Origin of the sequence: Pseudarthrobacter sp. lyk4-40-TYG-27 (assembly GCF_030209295.1) — a bacterium.
GTDB lineage: Bacteria > Actinomycetota > Actinomycetes > Actinomycetales > Micrococcaceae > Arthrobacter.
Map to the genome: position 1 here is coordinate 119,474 of NZ_JARVSH010000001.1, position 24,291 is coordinate 143,764.

21 protein-coding genes are annotated in these 24,291 nt (G+C 66.6%); 7 read left to right on the top strand and 14 right to left on the bottom strand.

The annotated features are described in order from the left end of the window. Window positions 1–7 precede the first annotated feature (7 nt). The 6 genes from QRM96_RS00605 to QRM96_RS00630 form a co-directional block, all read right to left on the bottom strand. Window positions 8–565 (bottom strand): hypothetical protein, encoded by a 558-nt coding sequence (locus tag QRM96_RS00605; RefSeq protein ID WP_109044491.1) that lies wholly within the window; start codon window positions 563–565, stop codon window positions 8–10. Window positions 566–857: 292 nt separating this feature from the next. Beyond that, window positions 858–2,042: a hypothetical protein gene (locus tag QRM96_RS00610; RefSeq protein WP_285317946.1), complete on the bottom strand. Its 1,185-nt coding sequence runs from the start codon at window positions 2,040–2,042 to the stop codon at window positions 858–860. After that, window positions 2,036–3,325, bottom strand: coding sequence for a glucarate dehydratase family protein (locus tag QRM96_RS00615; protein WP_018761518.1), 1,290 nt, complete (start codon window positions 3,323–3,325; stop codon window positions 2,036–2,038). The genes QRM96_RS00610 and QRM96_RS00615 overlap by 7 nt, the downstream gene beginning before the upstream one ends. Window positions 3,326–3,371: 46 nt before the next feature. After that, window positions 3,372–4,283, bottom strand: a complete 912-nt coding sequence (locus tag QRM96_RS00620; RefSeq protein ID WP_018761517.1) for a carbohydrate ABC transporter permease — start codon at window positions 4,281–4,283, stop codon at window positions 3,372–3,374. Next, window positions 4,280–5,230 carry a carbohydrate ABC transporter permease gene (locus QRM96_RS00625; protein WP_018761516.1) on the bottom strand — a complete coding sequence of 317 codons (951 nt, stop codon included), beginning with the start codon at window positions 5,228–5,230 and terminating at the stop codon, window positions 4,280–4,282. Before QRM96_RS00625 ends, QRM96_RS00620 begins: the two co-directional genes overlap by 4 nt. Then, window positions 5,227–6,552: an ABC transporter substrate-binding protein gene (locus tag QRM96_RS00630; protein ID WP_133831640.1), complete on the bottom strand. Its 1,326-nt coding sequence runs from the start codon at window positions 6,550–6,552 to the stop codon at window positions 5,227–5,229. Before QRM96_RS00630 ends, QRM96_RS00625 begins: the two co-directional genes overlap by 4 nt. 101 nt (window positions 6,553–6,653) lie before the next feature. Between QRM96_RS00630 and QRM96_RS00635 the strand changes: the two genes are divergently transcribed. Together QRM96_RS00635 and QRM96_RS00640 are read left to right on the top strand one after the other, a co-directional pair. Beyond that, complete coding sequence (locus tag QRM96_RS00635) at window positions 6,654–7,487, top strand: NAD-dependent epimerase/dehydratase family protein (RefSeq protein WP_285317948.1); 834 nt, start codon at window positions 6,654–6,656, stop codon at window positions 7,485–7,487. Between the two features lie 40 nt (window positions 7,488–7,527). Continuing rightward, window positions 7,528–8,340, top strand: coding sequence for an IclR family transcriptional regulator (locus QRM96_RS00640; protein WP_109044495.1), 813 nt, complete (start codon window positions 7,528–7,530; stop codon window positions 8,338–8,340). A gap of 54 nt (window positions 8,341–8,394) precedes the next feature. On the opposite strand, the gene QRM96_RS00645 is transcribed toward QRM96_RS00640, so the two are convergent. The 4 genes from QRM96_RS00645 to QRM96_RS00660 form a co-directional block, all read right to left on the bottom strand. Next, a complete protein-coding gene (locus QRM96_RS00645; protein WP_026264509.1) occupies window positions 8,395–9,342 on the bottom strand; it encodes an alpha/beta fold hydrolase in 948 nt (315 codons plus the stop codon). Window positions 9,343–9,366: 24 nt separating this feature from the next. After that, a complete protein-coding gene (locus tag QRM96_RS00650; protein ID WP_285317952.1) occupies window positions 9,367–10,233 on the bottom strand; it encodes an HNH endonuclease in 867 nt (288 codons plus the stop codon). A 50-nt stretch (window positions 10,234–10,283) separates the two neighbouring features. Beyond that, the gene (locus QRM96_RS00655; RefSeq protein ID WP_018761510.1) at window positions 10,284–10,478 is read right to left on the bottom strand and encodes a hypothetical protein; all 195 of its coding nucleotides are present in this window, start codon (window positions 10,476–10,478) and stop codon (window positions 10,284–10,286) included. Window positions 10,479–10,580: 102 nt separating this feature from the next. Then, window positions 10,581–10,814 (bottom strand): hypothetical protein, encoded by a 234-nt coding sequence (locus tag QRM96_RS00660; RefSeq protein ID WP_285317954.1) that lies wholly within the window; start codon window positions 10,812–10,814, stop codon window positions 10,581–10,583. A gap of 28 nt (window positions 10,815–10,842) precedes the next feature. Here QRM96_RS00660 and QRM96_RS00665 point away from each other — a divergent pair, with 28 nt between their 5' ends. After that, on the top strand, window positions 10,843–12,300 hold the full coding sequence (locus tag QRM96_RS00665) for a DUF5129 domain-containing protein (RefSeq protein WP_285317956.1): 1,458 nt from the start codon (window positions 10,843–10,845) through the stop codon (window positions 12,298–12,300). A gap of 23 nt (window positions 12,301–12,323) precedes the next feature. Here QRM96_RS00665 and QRM96_RS00670 read toward each other — a convergent pair whose 3' ends face one another. Continuing rightward, window positions 12,324–12,725: a YegP family protein gene (locus QRM96_RS00670; protein WP_350224053.1), complete on the bottom strand. Its 402-nt coding sequence runs from the start codon at window positions 12,723–12,725 to the stop codon at window positions 12,324–12,326. 325 nt (window positions 12,726–13,050) lie between these two features. Next, a complete protein-coding gene (locus tag QRM96_RS00675) occupies window positions 13,051–13,521 on the bottom strand; it encodes a GyrI-like domain-containing protein (RefSeq protein WP_285317958.1) in 471 nt (156 codons plus the stop codon). Between the two features lie 170 nt (window positions 13,522–13,691). Between QRM96_RS00675 and QRM96_RS00680 the strand changes: the two genes are divergently transcribed. The 4 genes from QRM96_RS00680 (at window position 13,692) to ppsA (ending at window position 21,249) form a co-directional block, all read left to right on the top strand. Continuing rightward, window positions 13,692–15,677: a heavy metal translocating P-type ATPase gene (locus QRM96_RS00680; protein ID WP_285317959.1), complete on the top strand. Its 1,986-nt coding sequence runs from the start codon at window positions 13,692–13,694 to the stop codon at window positions 15,675–15,677. Window positions 15,678–15,722: 45 nt separating this feature from the next. Beyond that, window positions 15,723–16,184, top strand: a complete 462-nt coding sequence (locus QRM96_RS00685; RefSeq protein ID WP_018761504.1) for a universal stress protein — start codon at window positions 15,723–15,725, stop codon at window positions 16,182–16,184. Further along, complete coding sequence (locus QRM96_RS00690) at window positions 16,181–18,754, top strand: cation-translocating P-type ATPase (RefSeq protein ID WP_285317960.1); 2,574 nt, start codon at window positions 16,181–16,183, stop codon at window positions 18,752–18,754. The genes QRM96_RS00685 and QRM96_RS00690 overlap by 4 nt, the downstream gene beginning before the upstream one ends. Window positions 18,755–18,831: 77 nt before the next feature. Then, window positions 18,832–21,249, top strand: coding sequence for a phosphoenolpyruvate synthase (ppsA, locus tag QRM96_RS00695; RefSeq protein WP_285317961.1), 2,418 nt, complete (start codon window positions 18,832–18,834; stop codon window positions 21,247–21,249). Window positions 21,250–21,318: 69 nt separating this feature from the next. Here ppsA and QRM96_RS00700 read toward each other — a convergent pair whose 3' ends face one another. After that, entirely contained in the window at window positions 21,319–21,741 is a 423-nt protein-coding gene (locus QRM96_RS00700) for an Hsp20/alpha crystallin family protein (RefSeq protein WP_018761501.1), read from the bottom strand. Window positions 21,742–21,845: 104 nt separating this feature from the next. Next, complete coding sequence (locus QRM96_RS00705; RefSeq protein WP_285317963.1) at window positions 21,846–24,278, bottom strand: HAD-IC family P-type ATPase; 2,433 nt, start codon at window positions 24,276–24,278, stop codon at window positions 21,846–21,848. Window positions 24,279–24,291: the final 13 nt, after the last annotated feature.

Consider the following 24,291-nt stretch of genomic DNA (forward strand, 5'->3'; position numbering starts at 1 on the left):
GCTGCCTCTAAGACACACGCCAGCCGGTTACCCGCACTCCAGCCACCGCCCCCGTCCAGGGTGTGGCGCCGGGTGCAGGCAGGGAAAGGTGCGCCGAAACATAGCCCTGTTGCAGTGTGATGACCTGTGACGTGGATCCCGGGCAGTCAACGGTGATTTCGACAGGCCAGAGTGTGACTTTGGGATTCTCCTGGCGGATGTAGATCGTAGCGTTTGGGGCGCCGATGCAGGCAGCCGTGACGGTGTATTCTCCAGCCGTGATGACCTGTTCAGTGGTGCCAAAACCGCTGGCGGGCCCGTCCAAGGGCCCTTCTTGAAACAGCAGGGCGTCCCCCGGGACAGCCTTGAGGAGTCCGTCCAAATCCCGATAGTTCCCCACCTCGCGCTCAAGGACCTGGGGGTCGGGGCTTGCGACGGATTGCGCCGTCACGGCTGTGGCCGTGCCCTCAGTTTCGGTGCCGGGGCCGTGCGCCGGATCCGGGTAGTCGTAGGAACACCCGGCCGTTCCGGCCGCCGGCACCAGAAAGCAGAGGCTCATAGCCAGCCGGCGCCGGAAGCCTGTCATTCGCACGCTTCCATGGTGGGCGCGGCCACCGGTGAACGCAACCAACACCGGCGGACAAGGTGGGGCTGGACCGGCGGCGTTTGGGGGGCGGCACCCATGGTCTCGTGGATGCTCCGGCCGCCGGTCCTGTCCCTGGTGCCAAGATCCTGCCCTCGCCGGCAGGATCTTGTTTTCAACGGTAGGACTGGAACCCCAACGGCCGCCCATGATCCCCGCAAATTTGGCTCAAGATTCGGACCGGGGCGCCGGCGACCAGGGCGGCAGCGCGCCGGTGCCCGCCCGGACCAAGCCCTCAGCGCAGCCCGGCGAGTGCCGCAGAAATTGCCGAAAGCCGCCTGGTCGAGGCAAGTCCCAGATGATACACGTGCAGTTCGTCGGCGCCGGCCGCATGAAGTGCGCCCCACTCGCCGGCCAGCCCGCCGCCGTCGGGCGCCTTTGGCGGCAGCGCCAGGACGTACGCGCCGGTGCGCACACCGTTGGCTGACATGGCTTGGACCGTCAGCGCACCGTCGTCCGGGTTGCCCCAGCAAGGCACGACGGCGGTCACGTCACCACGCTGCCTCCACAGCCGGCTCCTGCGCAGCGCCTCCACCGGCAGGAACGGTCCCGTGTTCCAGGGATCCGGGGACGCGTGCAAGGAGATTTGGGGATTGGAGCCGGAGGCTGCAACGGCCGTCAGGCACTGATCGAGAAGCGCTGCGGCGGCGTCCCACCTGACCTCCAGCAGCGGGAGGAAGTCCTGCGCCCCGGCCGCCGTGGCTGCGGTGAGCCCGGGATCCTCTGATTCCATAACTGCTGCACGCACCCGGTCCTGCTCCACGTCAGCCGGCAGGCCGCGCGCCTCATAGGAAGCATTGCATGCCTCGCAGAAACACAGCGACAGCAGTGCCTGCACCCATGGTGAGTACTCCGCGCCCTCCGTCTTTTCGTGCCTGTTCTGGTGGCTGAATCCCAGCGGCCCCACAGCTTCCAGGATGAGGCCGTCGGGCTGCCCGTGGGCCAGGACCTGGGCCACGATGCCGGCGGCGTACCCGCGGACCTCGGGGTGCGAGGGGCACAGGGCATAGCTGTAGACCTCGCCGAAGGCGTTGCGCACGCACATGCCGGGGTTGTTGCCCCCGGCTGCGCTTGAGTGGGTCAGGACCGTCCATGCGTCCACCGGGATGTTGGCGGCACGGAGTACCGAAGCGGCCTCACCGAACGCATTGTCCGTGCCCGTCCATTCGCTCGCACTGCCCGGGACGATGGGGTTGGCTGCGAACGCATCCGCGGCGGGAACATAGAGTGCCGCGGATTGGGCGTCCACCACGCGGCGGCCGGGGTGCCTTGGCGTGCCGGCCCGCACCGAATGGTAAGCCGCCGCAAGCGCCACGCGATCCACGCCGCTGGCCTTGATCCAGTGAACGGCTCCGGGGTCACCCAGCACGTCCCAAGGATAGAGGTAGCCGGTGGCCCGCGGCGCCTGCGTGCCTACCACCGGGGGAGGTCCGCCGTGAAGTCGGGAACGAAGCGCTGCATGTAGCCGGTGTCATCGCGGGCCGTCATCCGGGCGTCCAGGTACTGCTGGTGCAGTTCGGCCAGTTTGTCCCGGTCCAGTTCCACGCCCAATCCCGTGCCTGTGGGAACCCGGACGCTGCCGTCCTCGAAGCGCAGGGCGCCGGGCTTGACCACATCGTTGTGCCCGTTCCAGGGATAGTGGGTGTCACAGGCGTAGGTCAGGGCCGGGGTGGCCGCGGCCACGTGCACCATGGCGGCGAGGCTGATGCCCAGGTGGGAGTTGGAGTGCATGGACAATCCTATTCCGAACGTCTCACAGATGGCTCCGAGCTCCCGGGTGTGGCGCAGGCCACCCCAGTAGTGGTGGTCGCCGAGAATGACCTGGACTGAGTCCAGTTCGACGCTCCGCTTGATGTGCTCGAACGCAACGACGCACATGTTGGTGGCCAGGGGCATGGTGGCTACGGCGGCCACCTGCCCCATTCCTTCAAGGCCCGGCGTCGGATCCTCCAGGTACTCCAGCAAACCCTCGGTTTCCCGGGCAACCCACCGGGACGTTTCCACGGTCCATGCGGTGTTGGGGTCGAGCCGCAGCGGCATGTCCGGAAACGCTTCGCGAAGGGCCCTGATGGCCTCGATTTCCTCCGCCGGCGGGAAGACTCCGCCCTTGAGTTTGATGGACTTGAACCCGTAATCGGCAATCATCTTTTGTGCCTGCCTGACGATGCCCGCGGGGTCCAGCGCCTCACCCCACTCGTCGCCGATGGCAGGTTTGCCGTCCATGGCCGGATGCTCCTTCCACTTGTAGAAGAGGTAGGCGCTGAAGGGAACTTCGTTGCGGACGGTGCCGCCCAGCAGTTCACTGACAGTCCGGCCCGTGGCGTGTCCCTGGATGTCCAGCGCGGCAACCTCGAAGGCGGAGAAGACGGCTGCCCGTTCGAACGCGGACAGGGCGGGGTCGAGGGCCTGGTTGATCAGCTGTTCCATCCGGGTGGTCTCGAAGACATTCACGCCTTTGATGGCGTTGGCCCCTACAGCAAGGTTGTCCAGCCGGCTGCGGCCGCCGGCGCATTCGCCCAGCCCCAGCAGGCCGTTGGCTGTCCGGACCTCAATGACCACCCGGTGGACCAAGGGTTCGTGCACTCCGACGGCGTTCAGCAGCGGAGGGTCTGAGAACGCAATGGGCGTGATGGTGATATCCGTGATGATGAGGTCCGCCGCTACGGGTGTGGACGCTGCGTGGATGGTGGTGCTGGTTTTCATAAGGTTTCTTTCGTGGAATGGGCGGCGGGGGAGTGAAGGGTATGCCCTACCCCTTGGTGGCGCCCGAAGTGATGCCGCGGATCATGGAGCGTTGCAGGAAGAGGTACACCAGGAGGCTGGGAATCATGGCCATCAGGGCGCCGGCCAGCAGCACGCCGGGGCCCACCGTGGTGTCATTGCGCAGCACCGAGAGCGCGACGGTCAGGGTGTAGTCGCTGGGGTCATTGGCGGCGATGAGGGGCAGCAGGTACTGGTCCCAGACCATCATGAAGCCGAAGATTCCGATGACGCCGAGGGCGGGTTTGCAGAGCGGAAGGATGATGGTGAACAGCATCCGGAATTCGCCCACTCCGTCCAGCCGGGCGGCTTCCTCGATCTCGCCCGGGATCTCCTTCATGAATTCGCTCATGATGAAGATGGAGAAACCCCAGATGCCCACCGGGAGGATGACGGCCAGGACGGAACCGCGCAGGCTGATCCCCAGCAGCGGCAAGTCTCCAAGGACCAAGGACAGCGGGATGCCGATGATCTCTTCCGGCAGCATCATGGTCATCAGGACCAGGAGCAGCACCAGCGCCTGTCCCCGGAACTTCCTCCGGCTCAGGCTGTAGGCGGCGAACACCGATACTGTCATCTGCAGCAGGAGTCCGCCGCCGGCCACCACCAGGGAGTTCAGCAGGTAACCCCACAGCCCTTGTTGCGTGGCCGCCTCAAAATTCCGCAGCGTGAAGCTCTTGGGCAGCAGCGATATGTCCGTGGGGCTGGAATTCCGGTCAAAGGCACCGGAAATGATGGCCACGAAGGGCAGCGCAAAGATGCAGAAGACCAGCACGCAGAGCAGGACGCGGAGGACCATGTTCGGCCCCAGCCGGGGAGACCAGCCCAATGCGGTGTCGAATCGCGCGCCGGCGGAAGGCTTGGCTGGGCGCGCCTTGGGGCGGGAAACGGTATGGGTCATCGTACGGCCTTCCTTTTGCCAACAAGCTGTGTCCCCACCGTGAGCAGCAGGGTGACCACCAGCAGTAGGACGGCGGCCGCAGACGCGACCCCGATGTCATTGCGTTGGAATCCGAGAGAGTACATGCGCGTCATCCAGACTTCGGTGGACCCGGCGGGACCGCCGCCGGTGAGTACGTAGACCTCGGTGAAACTTCGAAGGCTCCGGATGGCGGCCAGGGTCAGGACAATCACCAGCGATGGGCGCAGGGCCGGCAAAGTGATATAGCGCAGACGCTGCCAGACGCTGGCTCCGTCCACCCCCGCCGATTCGTAGAGGGAACGGTCCACGCCGGTGAGGCCGGCGAGGATGATCACCATGTTGTAGGGTGCGCCGCTCCAGATGCCGACGACGGCGATGGACCACAGTGCCGTGTCCGTACCGTTGAGGAACTGCAGCGGACCGAGTCCCAGCCAGCCCAGGATATTGTTCAGCGGTCCGTCAGCGGTGGGAAAGTACAGGATCCGCCAGATCTCGCCTACGACGGCCAGGGCCGTCACAACAGGCAGGAAGATGGTGGTGCGCAGGATCCACAGCGACCGGGCCTGGCCTTCAAGGAGGAGGGCCAACGCGAACCCGACCACGAGGGCGCCCAGCGTCTGGGTTACGCCGAGTACCACCGTGTGGCCCAGGGCTTCCATGAACCGGGCGTCCGTCAGGACGCTGATGTAGTTGTCCATGCCGACAAACACGTCCCCCAGGAACGGCTGGACCTTGAAGAAGCTCAGCCGGATGCCCTCGACCATGGGGATGAACTTGAAATAGAGGCCCAGCACGGCCGCCGGCACCAGGAAGAGCCAGATGGCCAGGAGTTGCTTGCCGTTGCTGCGCTTCCTGCGCACCGGCACCTGCCCCGTGTCCGGAGCTCCGGTCAGCGACCGTGCTGGTTTGGTTGGGGCTGTGGTCATGACTTCGCGTTCTGGCTTGTCAGTTCGTTGTTGATGGCGGTGTCAAGGTCCTTGAGGCCGGACGACACGTTGTCTGCAGCGCAGTCGGAGGCGATCTTGTTCAGTGCTTCCGCGGCGGCCTGCTTGATCGGGACGAAGTTGATGGCGGACGGGAAGGCCTTCGAAGAGTTCTTCAACGCATCCTGGACCACGGCCCAGCGCGGATCGTTGTAGACGGCGGCGGCATCGACGCCCGAATTCACGGGAACCCGGACGATCGGCTGCTTGCCGGCGGTCATGCCCGCCTTCTGCCCCTCTGCCGAGACGAGGTAGTCGATGACCTGCTTGGTCTGGTCCTTCTTGCCATTGGTGGCAGTGACGTAGATGTTCTCGCCTTCTGCCAGGACGGTGTTGTCCTTGCTGCCCTTCGGGGTCTCGATGACCTCGTACTTGTCCTTGCCGAGCGAGGCATCGAACGAGGAGAAGTTGTAGGGGCCGGTCAGGATGATGCCTGTTTTGCCGGTCTGGAAGAATGGGGTCGCGGCGCTCGTGGCCGCGGTGAGGGCGCCCGGCTGGGTGTTGCCCGGGGTGCAGAACTGCTGCTTGATCCACGTGACGCCCGCTTGGGCGCCGGAGGCGGAGGCCGAGTACTTGCCGTTGCCGTCGTCCTTGAGGTAGGCCCCGCCGTCCTGCCAGAGGTAGGAGGAGGCCCACCAGCCGAAGTAGCCGCGCTCTGTGGAGCCGGGAACAGTCATGCCATAGGTGTCGGCCTGGCCGTTGCCGTCGGGGTCCTGCGTGGCGAAAGCGGTTGCGAGCTTTGCCAGGTCCTCCTGCGTCTTGGGGATGGGCAGGCCCAGCTTTTCACGCCAGTCTTTGCGGATCATCGTCACCATGGTCTGGCGGGAAAACGGTACGCCGTAGGTGGAGCCGTCCAGGCCTTGTGTTTCCTTCCACAGGGAGTCCGGGATCGTGTCATTTCCTGCGACGGAGGACTTGTCAATCTTCTGCAGGTAGCCCTGGGATGTGTAGTTGCCCAACGCAGCTGAGTCGTTGATGACGATGTCGGGCAGTTTCTTGGACGCCGCCCTGGTCTGAAGCTGCTGGTCCAGGTCCGGGACACCCTGGAAGTTGACCTGCACACCCGTCTTGGCGGTGAACTCCTTGAACAGTGCGGAGTATGTGGTGGCGGCATCGGTTCCGGCTCGCGCCCACACCTCGATGGGTTGTCCATCATCCTTCGCCGCCGGTGCCGAGGATCCGCTGCCGCAACCGGTCAGCAAGGCAGCCGAAGCTATGGACAGCGCCAGCGCCGCCCGGGAGCGGGACTTGAATTTCGAATCCACTCTGATTCTCCTTTTTACATATATAAATGACTGTTACTATGTGAAACGTACTTCACGAGAGTATGATCATGGTCACAGGCTGTCAACCACTGGAGGAAATCTTGGCCGCACGATCGAAGCCCGTCACTGTTGCCGTCACCGGAGGGGCGGGAATGATGGCCACGCTGCTGCGGCCTTATCTGGCAGAGGCCGGATATGCCGTCCGCCTGCTGGACCTGGCAGAGGCTGCCGACCCCCGTGCGCACGAGTCGGTATACGTGGGATCGGTAACGGACCCCGACTTCATGAACGCCGCCCTGGCCGGAGTCACCGGGGTTGTGCATTGGGGCGGCCTGCACCGCGAGATGACGTGGGAGGAAATTGTGTCCACCAACATCACGGGCACCCAGGTGACGCTTGAAGCGGCCCGTCGCAACGGCGTCGACCGTGTCCTCCTGGCCAGCTCCACGCACGCCGTGGGATTCCATCCCACGCACGCGGCGGCAGAGGATGCTGTCCTGGCGCCGCGCCCGGACACCTACTACGGCGTCAGCAAAGCCGCCGTGGAGGCGCTGGGCAGCCTGTACGCCGACAAGTTCGGCATGAAGGTGGTCAGTGCGCGCATCGGCACCGGCGGTGCGCGGCCGGACAACCTGCGGACCCTTGGTTCGTGGCTCTCCCCGGCGGATTCCTTCCGCCTGGTGGAGGCGGCACTCAGCGATGCGGGCGCGCCCGGCCACCATGTGGTGTGGGCGGTATCCGCCAACAGCCGGGGATGGGCGAACCTGGAAGCCGGCCGTGCCATCGGATTTGAGCCGCGGGACAATGCGGAGGAATTCGCCGGCGACGTTGACACCACGACTCCCGATGAATGGGCTGCACTCCTTGGCGGCGCCTGGGCGGGCAGTGACCATAAGGTGGGAGTAGACAACTACCCGCACCTGGCCGTCAAATGAGTTGCGGCGAGCCGGGACTGTGGCGACAGGGGGAGCACTGATGGCATCACTCGAGGTCCAGGAGAGTCCGCGCGGGGAGGCGCCGGGCGGCGACGTGAAACTGGTAAAGTCCGCCGAGCGCACCATCGCGATCCTCGAACTGGTCGCTGCGGCCCCGCAGCCGCTGACCACCGCCGAGATCTTCAAACTGACCGGCTATCCGCGCTCCAGCCTGCACTGGCTGCTGCTGACATTGCTTGAGCTGAACTGGATCGAGCAGACGCCGGAGGGCGCCTACCGGATCGGGACGCATGCACTCCTGTGCGGCACCGCGTACCTTGACCGTGATCCTGTGATGGAACATGTCTCCGGCATCCTGGAAAAAGTCCGCAACGCGACCACTTTCACCACCCACTACGCCCGCCTGGACCGTTCCGACGTCATCTATCTGGCCACCCGGCAGGCAGTGGACCGCCGCCGGCTTTCCTCCCGGGTGGGCCGCAAGCTGCCGGCCCAGGTGACTGCGCTGGGAAAGGCCATCCTGTCCGAATACACCGACGAGGAAGTAAGGCAACGGCTTGGTCCGGGACCCTACGCCCCGCTGACCCCCAACACGGTGCCCGACTTCGGGGCGCTGCAGGCAGAGCTGGCCGAATTCCGGAAAACCGGGCACGCCGTGGAGTGGGAACAGAACACGGTTGGGCTGTGCTGTGTCAGTGTGGTGGTCCCGTACCGCATCCCCGGCACGGACGCCATGAGCTGCTCCATGCCGATCGAGCTGGCCACCGATGACGTCATCGAAAAGACCGTGGAGACCCTGCACTCAGCGGCCGGCGAACTGGCCCGCACTTTGCGCGCCGCAGGCATCCGCTAGGCCTTCCCTCAGGGCCTGGCTGCCGATCCGCCGGCCCCTGGCGGCAGCAGGGCGCTACGCCTCCCCGGCCCCGGCGTACAGGGCCAGCAAATCCCGGCTGAACTCGTGGGGCGAGGTTTCGCAGGGGCTGTGGCCACCCCGGTACACCCCGATCCGCGCCTTGATGGCCTGGGCAAACTGCCGGTGCAGGCTCAGCGGCCACAGGTCGTGGTCACCGACCGCTACGAATTTGGGCAGGGATGCCCCGGCCAGCTCCTGCCGGACATCCGGAACATGCTGCATGAGGGTGTAGATGTCCCGGATTGAGGCCCGCCGGGTGAAACGGAATCGATAGTTCACGAACCGCTGCCTGCCCCGCGGGACCCTCGCCACCCGGCCGCTGCGGATGCCCCAGATGAGGAGGGCGGCCCCTGCCCGGCCGTTCACCCACGTGCTGAACCGGCCGATCCTGCCCACTCCCTTGAAGCCCTGTCCCGGTTCGGGCGGGCAGGCCAGCAGCGTCAAGGACCGGAAAAGCCCGGGCCGCTCCACATAGGCGAGCTGGGCGATGATGGCGGCGAACGAGTACCCAACCACATGGACCGGCGTTGCCGTCGTCTCCAGGACGGCCACAAAGTCATCCACGAACAGCCGGTAGTCGTAATGGTTGCGTGGCGGAACCAGATTCTCCGGGCCGGCCCCGGCTGACTGGTATTGGCCTGCAAGGTCGTAAGCGAGAACAAAGTAACCCGCCGCGGCGAGGTCCGGCATCATCAGGGAAAAATCCTCTTTCGACCCCGTGGCGCCGGGGACCAGCACGACGCAGGGATCCTCCGGATCGCCCAACGCGACAGCCGCAAGCTTCCCGCTCGGCACGTCGATGGTGAAGTCCACCGAGCCTGGCGGCGGGACTGCCCAGTCGACGTCGCCGAGCCCCGCATCCAGCAGTGCGGCCGCGTCCACCCGGGCACGACCGAGGTCCCCCGGGTCTTCCCCGTTCCCGCTCCGGCCAGGCTTTGCCATGGTCCCAACATAGTCCGGTAAACCCTATGTGGGGCCGCCCCCGAGAATCCGGCGTGCATCGGCCTGCGCTTGGAGTTGGGCCGTGCTGACCACGTCACCCGCCACGTTGCCGCCGGCGGAGGCCATGGTGCGCAGTTCCGCAACCGTCCGGGGCGGGTTCTCGCTGTGCGCAACCACGTGGCAGTTCCGGCACAGCGGGACGAGATCGGCTACGGGGTCAAGCTGATAGCTGTTCCCCAGCATCTCTGCCGGAACCAGGTGGTGCACGGCAACCATGGCGGCACCGGCCACTCCGTAGGTGGCTTCAAAGGAAAAGCCGCAGGCCGCGCAGGACGTGCCGTGGAACGCCAAACACAACCTGCGCGCATCCGGGTCCCGCTCGTAACGGTTCACTTGGACGTGGCGGACGGCAGAAGGGTGAAAGGTTCCACCGGGGATTTCATCGGGATCCGTCATCGCAGGACCTTGGCCACGCCACAGCCTGTGAAGAGCCGGCTCGGACTCCGGCGGGACTTCCACCAAGGACTGCGCGGACTCACCGGCGGGGAAGCCACCCGGAAACGCGCACTCAATGATTTCAGGGCCGGTCTGTTCACCAACGGGCAGCAGCGAGTCGAAGACCACCGTGATGAACCAGCCAGTGTCTGCGGCATGGCCGGCTGCGGGGACCTGGTAAGGCTCGGACTCCACCAGCCCGTGGCCGATCAGGCCATTGCCCTGCCCGCCGCCGCGCAGCAGCAGCCAGGCGTCCGTTCCCGGGACTGCTTCCGGCCGGGAATCGAGTTTCCACCGGTCCACGAACCTGCCGGATTCCATGACCTGTTCGACGGCGGCACGGTAGTCCCGGCGATGCAGGTCGTCGGCGTCCACGGCCAGTATTACTGCAGCCACTGTTCACCTTGCCTTGGCGCGCGGGGCCGGCCCCCACCGTGCAGCGGGATTTAGATCGGTTCCTTGGCCAGCGCCTTGGTCTTGGCGGGTGTTTCGCGCCCCAGCCTTTCATCGAGCGTGACCCGGAGCCTGGCCGCAGCGACCTGGACCCGGCGCTCGGCGGGGGTTGCCTTCTTTGTGGCCGAGGGGGCAGCGGCTTCCCGTGCGGGGTGGACATAACGCTGCTCAGGCGACGTTGCGCTCATGGTCCAACCTCCTCGGCATTTTCTTCGTCTTTCGTTTCATTCTCGCCCAAGATGGCGCGGCCGTCCACGCCGGCCGCCTCCTCCCATGGGCCCGTGTCCGTCTCAGTGTCCTCTCCGTTCTCTTTCCCCGGAGACGCTCTTCCAGGCAATATCGAACAGCTCGAGCTCCTCGGTGCGCGCGAGCCCGCTCCGTGCCAGCACCTCCAGGGTGGCCAGCCCCAGCGCTTTGGTTCCTTCGCCCGGGTCCAGGGCCCTGTCCAAGGCCCACGGGGTCCGCCGCCACCACTCGGCCCGGCGGGACTTTTGGCCCTTTGTCCGGCTGGGTCCTGGTTCCATCCTGATTCCACGCAGTAAGGAGAGGGACATGGGTACTCTGGCCAGCCGGATTGGTGCGATCGTGCTTGCGCTGGGTGCCCTCCTGGTGGGGGTGCCGGCGGCGAGCGCCGCGGGTGCGCCCGTGGCCATCGTTGTGGAGGACACCGCAGGGGTGCTGGACCAGAACACGCTGGTCCCCGCCGTCGAAAGTATCCAGTTCTACGAACCCACCCGTATCGCAGTCTTCACCTACAACGGAACCGCCGCGGACAACCTTAACGAAAAGGTCCTCGCGTTTGCCCGGTCCCGGCATCCGGAATGGATCAGTGCGGATGGGCAGAAATGGGCGGACGGGTTGTTCATTTTCGCGCTCGATCCTGTGGGCCGCCACGTGGGCACATACATGGGTGAGGACCGGAAAGTGTCCTTGGAGCAGCGTAGCGACATCCAGGACGCGTCGAAGGAACTCTTCCGTGACGCCCAGTGGACCGACGGCACCGTGGCCGGCATCCGCCGGGCCGCCGAGCTCATCAACCAGCCATGGTACCGCTCTGCCGGGTTCCTCATCACAGTGGGGGTAACGGGCGGGCTGGCGGCGCTGGGCGCAGCCGCATGGCTTACAGTCCGCGGCGTGACACGAGCCCGGTGCCGCAGGCAGATTGATCGGGGGGACCGCAGCTATTCCAACGTCAGCATGGACCTGGAGGTCACGGAGCTGAACGCGGGCACCATCCCCGAATCGTCGCGCTATGGCAGCCAGGTCCTGGAGAAGCACCGCACTTTCCTGAGCCGGTACGCAGCCACCACGGACTTGTCCAACCAGGTGCATGCGCTCCCGCGGCGAGCGCTGAGTCGGCGGAAAAGCCTCAACCTTGCCCGCGAATTCGCCGACAACGCAGCCCAGCTGGATGCCCTGGATGACGTCATCGCGGACAGCAACGCCCTGCTGAACCGCGCCGCCACCTGGCCCACGGCCTGGGACCGGCAGCTTGCACCGTTCCGCGAGGACTTAGCCGGGCTGGAGCAGCTCCTGAGCAAGAGGCACGGGCAGGGCGAGTCCGCCAGCGCGGCGGCCCTGCGGTCCTTCAGGGACGAAAGCCTGCGGGAGATCGAGCGCTGGACGGCTGACCTGGCCGACGGAACAATCACGCCGGAGCAGGCACTGGACCGGCTCTACGATGCCCGTTCCCGGCTGTCGGAGCTGTTGGAGCAGCACGCCGAAACGGTCATCCAGGGGTTCGCCAGAAATGAGGACGAGGCGCGCTTGATGCGGGAGAAAATGGACGCCGCCCATGAAGGGCCCACCCACCACGGGCAGCGCAGGTACGAACCCAGCATCCTTGGCACGTGCTATCCCACATACCAGTTCTTCTCCGTTGCCACCTTCAACTCCGGGTTCACCACCGGCATCGGCAGTGTCAACTCGGCCAGGGGCGGCGGCAGCACCACCGGGTACGGCAGCACCGGCGGGAGCTTTTCCGGGTCGGGCAGTTCGTCAAGCTTCTAGTTCCGGGGGCGGTATCCGGGGGCCTACGCGACGCCGAGCGCACCCAACCGGCCGATTCCGCGCCGGATGCTGCACCGGGTGGGTGCTGCGGGAGCGAGGACGAGTCCCGCTGGTGGCACCACGTCACGGATCAGTCCGGTCCCGGCACATTCCCGGACTTCTTCTATGGCCGCGGCCGCCGACCGCTTGTTCGTGAACGGGCCGGAGACAGCCAGAACGTGGCCGTCCGGCATCACAAGCCGGAATCGGATCCTGACGGATGTACAACCACAGCGGTGTTCCGGCCCAGACCACCATCCCAGAGGACACGGCCCGCGTTTAGGGCCCAAAGTCCCGGTTGGCCGGTTCCGGCTGCCGGGCAGGGCCCACGGCAGGGCGCCGAATACCAAGGCCACCAGCGGCAGGCTCCCGTCAAAGAGCAACATGCCCAGGCCTCTTCATGCCTGGGCTCCGCCATATGGGGCGCCGGCGCAGACAGCACCATTCGGCCCGGCTGTCAGGCGGTTCCGTTGGTTCACCCAAAGAGGTACCAAGTGCCCTGTTCTGTGGCGCCGGTCCTTGCACGTTTCCCGGGCCACCGCTGAACCAGACTCCTCCTGAGGAACAGTGGGCCCCGGGCCTGCAGGCCAGCCTCCGCCAACTGCGCCGGGACATAGCCCGTGACGGGTGGCAACTATCTGCCCGCGGCACACAGCCTTGGGATCTGACCTTCAGCCGTGCCAGGAGTTGATCGACGGCGTCTGCCCTGCCTTAGGCAACGGGCCAAACCACCTTGGTCTGCCACGTGGCCGGATCCGGCTGCTTTTCCGGATCGCTCAAGTAGTATTCCCACACCATCCCGCCCGGGGTGGCGCCGTCTTCCTCCATGCGCTGCCGGATGGCATCGTAGGTGGTGCCCAACGTGTCATACGGGCCGCTGTGGATGGCCTCATACGCATCGGTGTCGGGAAGCGTCCCGCTGGCCACCTCGTCTGTTCCGTGAAAGCGTCCCGCGACGGGGAAACCCGCTTCGACGTCCACTGATTCGCCAGGCATACCGTGGTACAGCGCGAACGGCGGGCCTGCAGGGCTGGCGCCCTGCATCTGGACAGCCGCCATGACGGCACCGAAGGCCCTGCCAAAAAAGCCTGTCAGTGCGTCCATCGGGACGCGTTCGCGGACCACTGCCACAGCCTGCTCCGCAACGTGGGTCTTCCGCGGTTCCTGCCCATTTCCGTTCATGCCACCAGCATTGCCGCGAGGCCGGTTACATGACAGGGCCAAAGGTCACACCGCCACAAGGAGCGACGAGCCCGGTGCCGGGTCCAAATGCCCTACCCCAGGCAGTGCCGGACCGGTAGGTTCGGCTCTATGCGTGAACACCATCGGTACACAGCTTTGAAGTGTCCTGAATGAGGAAGCCGGCCGCCCCGCCCACGGCGTCGGGCGGGCGCCTCGATGGAGTTGACCCCGAAGGGCCCGCAAAGTCCCCCGCGGAGAAGGCGTGGCGATTCACCAAGCAGTATCCCGTCGTCGCGCTGACGTGCCTGGTGCTGGCGGCCACGCTGGTGCTGATGCAATCCGGCCTGAAACTGCAGGTCCGGATCCTGGCCTCTGCCTATGCCGCTGTGATCGTGGTACTGCGTTCCGCCGGGATGGTCCGCGCCCTGCGGGAAGGGCGCTGGGGGATCGACCTCCTGGCGCTCATGGCGATCGGCAGCACCGTGGCAGTGGGCGAATACCTGGCCGCCCTGGTGGTCATCCTCATGTTGACCGGCGGGGAAGCGCTCGAAAACTTCGCCCAGGGACGTGCCGCCCGGGAGCTGCGGTCCCTGCTGGACCGGGCACCCCGCTTCGCGCACCGCGAGCGAGCCGGCACCGTGCTCGAAGATATCCCGATCGGCGAGGTGGTGCCGGGGGACGTGCTGATGGTACGCCCCTCCGAGCTGGTGCCGGTGGACGGCACGCTGCTGTCTGAAACGGCCAGCCTTAACGAATCTTCGCTGACGGGCGAGAGCCTTCCCGTGGAACACGCACGGGGGCAGGTGCTGCTCAGCGGATCGGTGAACGGTGTGGCAGCAATCCGCATGCGGGCATCGGCCACCGCGGCCGACTCCCAGTACAGCCGCATCATCGCCCTGGTAGAGGAAGCATCAAACAGCCGGGCCCCGGTGGTGAGGCTCGCTGACCGGTACGCCGTCCCCTTCACCCTCCTGGCACTGGCCATGGCCGCCACGGCCTGGATCCTGTCAGGTGAAGCGCTCCGCTTTGCACAGGTCCTGGTGGTGGCTACGCCCTGCCCGCTCCTGATCGCGGCGCCGGTGGCTTTCCTGGCCGGCACCAGCCAGGCCGCGCACAAGGGCATCATCATCAAGAACACCCGGACCCTCGAGCAACTTGCGAAGGCGCAGACAGCGGTTTTCGACAAGACCGGAACCCTCACCTCCGGGCGTCCCGTCCTTGACGAGGTCCGGGTGGCCCCGGGCAAGGGCGGGTCCCTGGGCAGCCACCGGATCCTGCAGCTGGCTGCCTCGGCTGAACAATACTCCTCGCACGTCCTGGCAGGCTCGGTGATCGAGGCGGCACAGTTGGCCAACCTGGAGCTCCTGCCGGTACAGCAGGCGGCCGAAACTGCCACGCACGGGGTGGAAGCTGTCTGCGGCGGCCGGCGCGTGGTGGTGGGCAAAGCAGCTTTGGTCAGCAATGTCTCGACCGGGTTCCGTGAAACACCGGTCCACAGCGGCCAGCTGGCCATCCACGTGGCCGTGGACGGCGAGTACGCCGGTGCGCTGGTCATGAAGGATCCGTTACGCCGCAACGCCGTGGATACCCTGGCACAGTTGAACTCCCTGGGAGTGCGGAACACCATGCTGCTGACCGGGGACGCCCAAGCCACCGCGGCGCACATTGCCGAGGAAGCGGGAATCGGCCGCGTGCAGGCGGAATGCCTGCCGGAGGACAAAGTCAACACCGTGGCCGCCATCCGGGAACGCCCGGTCATCATGGTGGGCGACGGCGTCAACGACGCGCCCGTCCTGGCCGCCGCCGAGGTAGGAATAGCCATGGGCGCCAAAGGCGCAACGGCCGCCAGCGAATCGGCCGACGTGGTAATCATGCTCGATGACCTGTCCAAGGTGGCCCAGGCCGTCGCCATCGGCAAACGGACGGTAGCCGTGGCCCTGGTGAGCATCTGGACCGGGATAGGGCTCAGCCTGGTCCTGATGGCCATCGCCATGACCGGGTACATTCCCGCCGTCGCCGGTGCCCTCCTGCAGGAGCTGGTGGACCTGGCCACCATCCTGAACGGCCTGCGCGCTCTCCACGGTGCCGACCCGACGCGGATGGCAGGCTCCAGGCGCCTTTCGCCTGCTGCCGGCGTTGTCCGCCCGTCAGCATGACTTTCGGCCCTTCCGCCCAAATGCACCAGCGGCCAACGTGGTGGTATGAACGCAGAAACAGTGGCCAAGCCCGTCATCGTTGGCGTGGACGGTTCCGAATATTCCTCCGCCGCCCTGCGGTATGCCGGCAAGCTGGCCGCCCGCCTGGGGACCCGCCTTGAGGTCATCACATGCGTCGGGATGCCCGACTACCTGGTGACCTCACGCCTCGAGGGGGCAGACCGGCAGTTCACCGCGAGGCTGGAGGACGCCGCCGAACGGCTCGTGGAGGACGCCCTGGGCCGGGCCTTCCCGGGCGAGCGGCCGGCGAACGTCGATGTGGACGTCAAATTCGGGCCACCGGCGAAGGTGCTGGTGGACGAAAGCCGCCGGGCGCAGATGCTGGTGGTGGGCAGGCATGGAGAGGGCGGCCTCCTTAAGCAGTCCATGGGGTCCGTCACCAAGGCGTGCGCAGCGCACTCCGCCTGCCCGGTGCTCCTGGTGGGCCAGGAGGCGGACGCTGTGTGAGGACCGCGGAGGGCCTGACATCTGCAAGGGCCGCGCAACTCCTGGAACAGGCCGGCCCCAACCAGCTGCCCACTGAAAAACCCGTCCCGGAATGGCGGAAGCTCTGGGCCGAGATGACGCACTTCTTCGCCCTCATGCTCTGGTGTGCCGCCGGGTTGGCCTTCATTGCCGACATGCCCCAGCTGGCGGTGGCGATCGTCGTCGTCGTGATCGTCAACGGCGTGTTTGCCCACATCCAGCAAGAACGCGCCCAGCACGCCGCAGCCAAGCTGCGCGCCCTGCTGCCGGCCGACGTCATGGTCCGCCGGGACGGGAAGGTGCAGACCGTCCACGCAAGCGCACTGGTGGTGGGCGACGTGGTCCTGCTCGCTGCCGGAGACCGGCTCCCCGCCGACATGGCCCTCATGCTGGCCTCCGCATGCGCGGTGGATGAATCGATGCTGACCGGCGAAAGCGAATCGGTCTCCAAAGCGGCGGGAGACCGGGTCTGGGGCGGCACCTTCATGGTCAACGGTTACGGGGAAGCGACCGTCACGGCGACCGGCGCCAACACCAGGCTGGCCGGAATCGCCGACCTCACCAGCAAAGCGGTTTCGCCCCCCACACCACTGTCCCTGGAACTGCGCCGGATCGTCCGGGTCACCGCGGCGATGGCGCTGGGAATCGCGGCCGTCTTCTTCATGGCCTCATTGCTGGTGGGTTTCCAATGGCGCGATTCGTTCCTCTTCGCCATTGGCGTTGCCGTGGCGCTGGTACCGGAGGGGCTCCTTCCCACCGTGACTCTCTCCCTTGCCATGGGCGCACAGCGGATGGCTGCACGCAACGGACTGGTGCGCAACCTCGAAGCAGTCGAAACGCTCGGGTCCACAACATTCATCTGCACCGACAAAACCGGCACCCTGACCCAGAACCGGATGAACGCCGTCGAAGTCTTCACCGCGGACGGATCCGTCCACGTGACCGGCGACGGGTATGGCCCCGACGCCGACGTGCAGGGACACGGAATGGACAAGGCGGCCGCCGCCGCACTCGCAGCACGGGCGGCGTCGCAGGGCCGGGCCGAGCTGCACGGCGGGCAGTGGCGCGCGCAAGGAGATCCGATGGAAGCAGCCCTGGACGTCCTGGCCCGCAGGCTGACTGGAACCGGACCCGGGGCAGCCCCTGCGCGGCGGTTGCCTTTTGACCCGGTGCGGCGCCGGGAATCTGCCCTTGTGGGAGCGGACCTGTTCTGCAAGGGCGCCCCCGAAACTGTGCTCCCGGTGTGCGGCTCCGTGCCGCCGCACGTCAAGGAACATGTTGAAGTGATGGCATCACGTGGCTTGCGCGTCATCGCCGTCGCGCGGCGGAGACTCGGGGGAGTGCCGGCAACATGGCAGACCGGCACGCCGGCCGACCTTGAAAGGGGGTTGGAATTCCTCGGCCTGATTGGCCTCCAGGATCCGCCTCGCCCCGATGTGGGCGACGTGATTGGGATTGCGCGCCGGGCCGGCCTGAAGATCGCCATGATTACCGGTGACCATCCGGGGACCGCGGCAGCGATTGCCCGCCAAATCGGTCTGACGGGATCACCCGAATGTGTCCTTGAAGGTTCGGACCTTCCCGCGGACGACCAGGTTCTGGGGGCCCTTTTGGACCGGGACGGGGTAGTAGTCAGCAGGGTATCGCCCGAGCAGAAGCTCCGCGTCGCCAGGGCCCTGCAGGCCCGTGGGCATGTGGTGGCCATGACCGGCGACGGCGTCAACGACGGCCCTGCCCTCCGCGAAGCCGATATCGGCGTGGCCATGGGGCTCAGCGGGACCGACGTGGCGCGGGAGGCATCGGACCTGGTGCTCCTTGACGACCACTTCGGCACCATCGTCGCAGCCATCGAGCAGGGCCGTGCCACCTACGCCAACATCCACCGCTTCCTCACCTACCACCTCACTGACAATGTGGCGGAACTGACCCCCTTCGTCATTTGGGCACTTTCCGGCGGGCAGTTTCCGCTGGCGTTGGGGGTGCTCCAGATCCTTGCCCTGGACATTGGCACCGACCTGCTGCCGGCCCTGGCGCTCGGGGCGGAGGCGCCGGGCAAACGTGTCCTGTCCCGTCCGCCCGAACGCCGGCACCTCATGGACAGGCGGCTGATCATCAGGGTTTTCTGCATCCTGGGGCCGGTGGAGGCCATGACGGAAATGGCGGTGTTCGCCGCTGTCCTTGGCGCGGGCGGCTGGACCCGGGGGCAACCACCGGCTCCCGGCCTCCTGGCGGCCGCATCCGGCGCCGCCTTCATGGCGGTGGTCCTGGGGCAGCTCGCCAACGCCTTCGCGTGCCGGAGCGCCACCGTGCCGCCGTGGAAGCTGGGATGGGGGACCAACAGGCTGCTGGTGTGGGCCGTGCTGGCTGAACTGGCCATCCTGGCAGCATGCCTCTACGTGCCCTATCTTGCGGCAGTGCTGGGCCAGGCCCCGCCTACCCCCATGGGCATGGCCCTCGCCCTCCTCGCCGCCCCCGCCGTCCTGGCAGCCGACTGGATCCACAAAGCTGTCCGGAACCGCCTGCGGCCGGCCCAGGGGTCCGCTGTTGCGTAAGTACTGGTGCCGCTGAGGGGGCGGCACCGGGACCAAAGACTCTGCCTGCCCTGCCCGGCGGCCGCCAGAATCGAGCCATGAGTGCCCCCGCAGAAGCCGTCCTGGCCAACGTCAATGTCACCTGGATCGAAGACACCGGGCTCGCGGACGTACCTTCGGTTGGCGGCAAGAACGCATCCCTGGGTGAGCTGAGCCGGTCCCTTCAATCCTCGGGAGTGCGGGTTCCCGAAGCGTTCGCCACGACTGCCGCCGCCTACCGAACCTTCCTGGCAGCCAACGGCCTGGAACCGGGGATCCGGCAGCACATGGATGACCACCGCGCCGGCCGGGCAACGCTGCGCCAGGCGGGCGCAGCCATCCGGGAACTGTTCCTGCAAGCGAGTTTTCCCGACGCCATCGCCACAGACATCCAGGAACACTACCGTGACCTGTGCCGCCGGACGGGGCAGGCCCAGGTGCCCGTGGCCGTGCGCAGCAGCGCCACGGCAGAGGACCTGCCCGATGCCAGCTTCGCCGGGCAGCAGGAAACCTTCCTGAACGTGGCGGGCGAGCGCGGCGTCCTTGATGCCTGCAGGCGCTGCTACGCATCGTTGTTCACGGACCGCGCCATCAGCTACCGGGAGATGAAGGGCTATGACCACCTGGACGTCGCCCTTTCCGTAGGGGTCCAAAGAATGGTCCGGTCCGACGTCGGGGCTTCGGGGGTGATGTTCTCGATTGACACCGAATCAGGCTTTCCCGACGTTGTGGTGATCAGCGCCGCCTGGGGGCTGGGGGAGACCGTGGTCCAGGGCACCATCAACCCGGACAAATACCAGGTGTTCAAGCCGCTCCTGGCCGACCCGCGGTTCAGTCCCGTCATCGAACGGGCCGTGGGCGCCAAGGAGCGCAAGATGGTGTACAGCCAGGGCGGTGATGCACGGACCCGGACCGTTGACACCAGTGAACGCGAGCGGCGGTCGCTGGTGCTGAGCGACCCGGAAATTGTCCTCCTGGCCCGGTGGGCCGCCGCCGTCGAACAGCATTACGGGCGGCCGATGGACATGGAGTGGGCAAAGGACGGCCTGACCGGTGACCTTTTCATGGTGCAGGCGCGGCCGGAAACTGTCCAGGCGCGCAGAAGCGCCTCCACCTTCCGGACCTACCATCTCCTGCACCCCAGCCCGGTCCTGGCAACCGGGGCGGCGATTGGCGATGCCATCGCCAAGGGCGCGGCGTGCGTGATCCGCGATGCGAAGGACATCGAGTCTTTCGTTGACGGTTCCGTGCTGGTCACCCGGATGACCGACCCCGACTGGGTGCCGGTCATGAAGCGCGCCGCCGGCATCGTGACCGATCACGGCGGGACCACGAGCCATGCCGCGATCGTCAGCCGTGAGCTTGGCGTGCCGGCCGTCGTCGGGACGCGCAACGCAACGGAGATACTGTCCGACGGCGCCCCGGTCACCTTGTCCTGCGCGGAAGGGGAGGAGGGGCGCGTCTATGAAGGACTGTTGGAGTACTCAGTGGAGGATGTGGACATGGCGGGTCTTCCCGCCACCCGAACGGATGTGATGGTCAACATCGCCAGCCCGGCCGCGGCGTTCAAATGGTGGCGGCTGCCTGCAGCCGGGGTGGGACTGGCCCGGATGGAGTTCATCATCAACAGCCTGATCCGCGTCCACCCCATGGCCTTGGTCCATCCGGAAAAAGTGACTGATCCGCAGGAAGCAGACCTCATCAGGCGGCTCACCAGCGGCTACGACGACCCGCAGGAGTACTTCGTGGACATGCTGGCGACGGGAATCGCCAAGATCGCCGCTCCCTTCCATCCGAAACCGGTGATCGTCCGGCTCAGCGACTTCAAGAGCAACGAATACAGCCACCTGGTGGGCGGCAGGTTCTTCGAACGTCCCGAGGAGAACCCCATGATTGGCTTCCGCGGCGCCTCCCGCTACTACAGCAACCACTACAGGGAAGGGTTCGCCCTGGAGTGCAGGGCCCTCAAACGGGTCCGGGAGCAGGCAGGATTCCGCAATGTCATCGTCATGGTCCCCTTCTGCCGCACAGTCGGCGAAGCGGACCAGGTCATCGAGGCGATGGCGGAGCACGGCCTGGTCCGTGGCGCTGACGGCCTGCAGCTCTACATGATGTGCGAGATCCCATCCAACGTGGTCCTGGCCGAGGAATTCGCCAAGCGCTTTGACGGCTTCTCCATCGGGTCCAACGACCTTACCCAGCTGGTCCTGGGAGTGGACCGCGACTCCGAGGAGCTTGCCGGCCTCTTCGATGAACGCGACCCCGCCGTGACGGCGCTCATTGCCGAGGCCATCCGCAAAGCCCACGCGGCCGGCATCAAGATCGGAATCTGCGGGCAGGGGCCCAGCAACCATCCGGACCTTGCCGAATTCCTGGTCGGCCAGGGCATCGACTCCGTTTCGTTGAACCCGGACACCTACGTCAAAACAGTTCCGGTCATCGCCGCAGCTGAAGCTGCGGCCGGCAAGGCGTCCTAAGCCAGCTGGACATAGAAAGTGCCTGGTCCCCGCGGGGGCCAGGCACCGGCGTCGTCCGCCCGGCGCTGCTCAGCCCCTGGTGATGGGGATCTTCGACGCGCTGGCTTCGACCGCCTGGTCAGGCATCGGGGCACGGACCTCCAGGACGCCGTCCTTGTAGGCGGCGGTGACGTCCGCCTGTTGGACGCCACCGGGAAGCGGAATACGCCGGACGAAGGACCCGTACCGGAACTCGGAGCGGTAACTGCCTTTGTCCTTGTGTTCCTTCTTTTCCTCCCGCTGCGCCTTGATGGACAGCACGCCGTCGGAAACGGTGACGTCAACATCCTTTTCGGGGTCGATGCCGGGCAGCTCAGCCCGTACTACGAGGGTATTGCCGTCCACCATCTCCTCCACCCGGATGGCGGAAGTTCCCACGTCACCTTCAAAAAGCCGTTCGATGACGTCCAAGGGTGAGCGCCGTGAATCGAACCATTTCATCAGGTCAGTCATTACTGCCTCCTGCTCAAGTGGAAGCCGGACCATCGGATCGCCCGGCATTTCCACCATCCCCTCTTGGCAGGACAGCAGCCAGAGTCCAAGGTCCCAGCGCCGGTTCACCCGGCACGGGCGCGCCTGTGCCGGGTAAACCGGCCCACCCCTTCGATGGCCGCGCAGCCTGCCAGGCCAACCCCGACCGCGAGGGCCAGCAGGCCCGGGGGAGGCCAATCCACCCGGAAGAAATGCCGGGTCAGGGGCACACTGAACAGGAGGACCAGGCCCGCGTACATACCGGCCAGGATCAGGTCCTTGGTGCCGTTGAGCGGCCGGGACGCCATCACCAGGATCCACGCAGCCAACAGACCCAAGGTTACGGTGGCTGCGGACTGCGCGTTCTCCCGGGTGTGCCCGCCGAAGCCTGTGGCGAGTGCACTGACGGCCAAAACGCACACGGCGGTGCAGAGTCCCGCCGGCACGGCAAAGGCCAGGGAACGGCGGAGGAACCCGGGGGCATAGCGCTCGCCTCCCGGCTGCAGGGCCAGGAAGAAGGCCGGCAGGCCGATGGTCAAGCCGTCGAGTGCGGACAACTGCCGTGGCAGGAACGGGAAGGCCAGCAGCAGGATGCCGCACACCACGGAGATGACCGTGGCGTAAACGGTCTTGCTGAGGAATACCAAGGAAACCCGCTCGATATTGCTGATCGCCCGGCGCCCCTCATCCACCACCGCGGGCAGCCTTTCGAAGCGGCCGTCAAGGAGAACCAGCCGGGCCACCGCCTTGGTGGCCGGCGAGGCCGAGTCCATGGCGATGCCCAGGTCCGCCTCTTTCAGTGCCAGGACGTCGTTGACGCCGTCTCCGGTCATGGCCACCGTGTGCCCGCGCCGCTTCAGGGCCCTGACCAGATCCCGCTTTTGGGACGGCGTGACGCTGCCAAAGAGGCTCTGCGAGTCCACTATGTCCTCCAGTTGGGCCGGATCCCCGGGAAGGAGGCGTGCGTCGTACGCGGCCCCGTTGCCGAAGCCAACTCCCCGTGCCAGGGCCGCCACCGTCCGGGGGTCGTCACCGGAGATGATCTTCACGGTGACGCCTTGCCGGCGGAAGTAGTCCAGTGTCGCGGCGGCGTCCGCCCGGATTCTTTCGCGGAAAGTTATCAGCAGCACCGGCTCCAGTGTCGTGGGGAGACCCGTCTCGCCCGCATCCGGCGGCAGGATGCCCGGAAGGTAGGCCAAGGCCAGCGTCCGAAGGCCGGTGGAGGCCAGGGCGGCGGCCTCCCTGTGTGCCGCCGCGCAACCAGGGGAGCCTCCGAGGACGGCGTCCGGCGCCCCGAGGATCCACGTGCCGGCCGCGCCGGATTCCGGCCCCACAGTGACAGAACTCCATTTCCGGGCGGACGAGAAGGGGATGGCGGACAGTTCCGCCAGCGGCGGGGCCGCGGGAAAAGCCGCACCAATGGCCGCTGCAGTGCTGCCGCCTTCCGATTGGGCCCCGAACCACTCCAGCACCGGCTGCCAGCGTGCTGCCCGGAAGGCCCCCTGAGTGTGGACGGCGTCGAACACCATGGAGCCTGAGGACAGCGTGCCCGTCTTGTCGAGGCACAGGACATCCACCCTCGCCAGCACTTCCACGGCCGCCAGCTCCTGGATCAGGACCTTTTGGCGGGCCAGCCGGAGGCCTCCAACGGCGAATGCCACGCTGGTCATCAGCAGCAGGCCGAGGGGGATCATCGCCATGATCCCGGCAACTGCCCCCACCACGGCGGGGATCCACCGCCCCGAGCCGAAGGCACCCGTCCATCCGCCCCGGTCCTGCATCTGCGCGTTTACCAGCAGCAACGCGGTGGGCAGCAGCAACCATGTGATGACGACGAAGACCTTCCCCAGGCCCCTGCGGATCTCCGACGTGACCAGCGAGAACCGGCGTGCCTCCGCCGCGAGGCGGTAGGCGAACGTATCCGGCCCCACCCTGAGCACGGTGGCCCGGCCGCTGCCCGCCAGGATCAGCGACCCGGAGAGCAGCACGGCGCCGCCCATCTTGGGAACCGGCTCGGATTCGCCGGTCAACAAGGATTCGTCCACCTCCAGTGAGGCTCCGCCCAGCAGCAGGAGGTCAGCCGTGACCTGGTCGCCGCCGGCCAGGACGACGGTATCGTCGGGGACCAGCCCCGCCGACGGGATCCGTTCCCGTGCGCCGTTTCTTATCACCGTGTTCGTCGCCGCCTGCGTGATGGCCAACCGGTCGAGCGAACGCTTGGCCCGGTACTCTTGGACTATCCCGATCAACGAGTTGCTGATGGCCGACAACCCAAAGAGGGCGTCACGCCACTGGCCCAGGACGAACAGCAGGATGAAACAGCCGCCCACAACGGCGTTGAAAAGCGTCAACACGTTCGCCTGGATGATCGCCCGGACCGTTCGGCTGGTGGCCGTGGGCACGCTGTTGATCCGGCCGGCAGCGGTCCGCTCCTGGACTTCACGGGTGGTCAGCCCCTCACGGGCACGGCGGGCCTCCACATCGGGGGCGGAGGCCCCGGCTTTCCCGGCGGCCTGCATGGCATGCTCCACC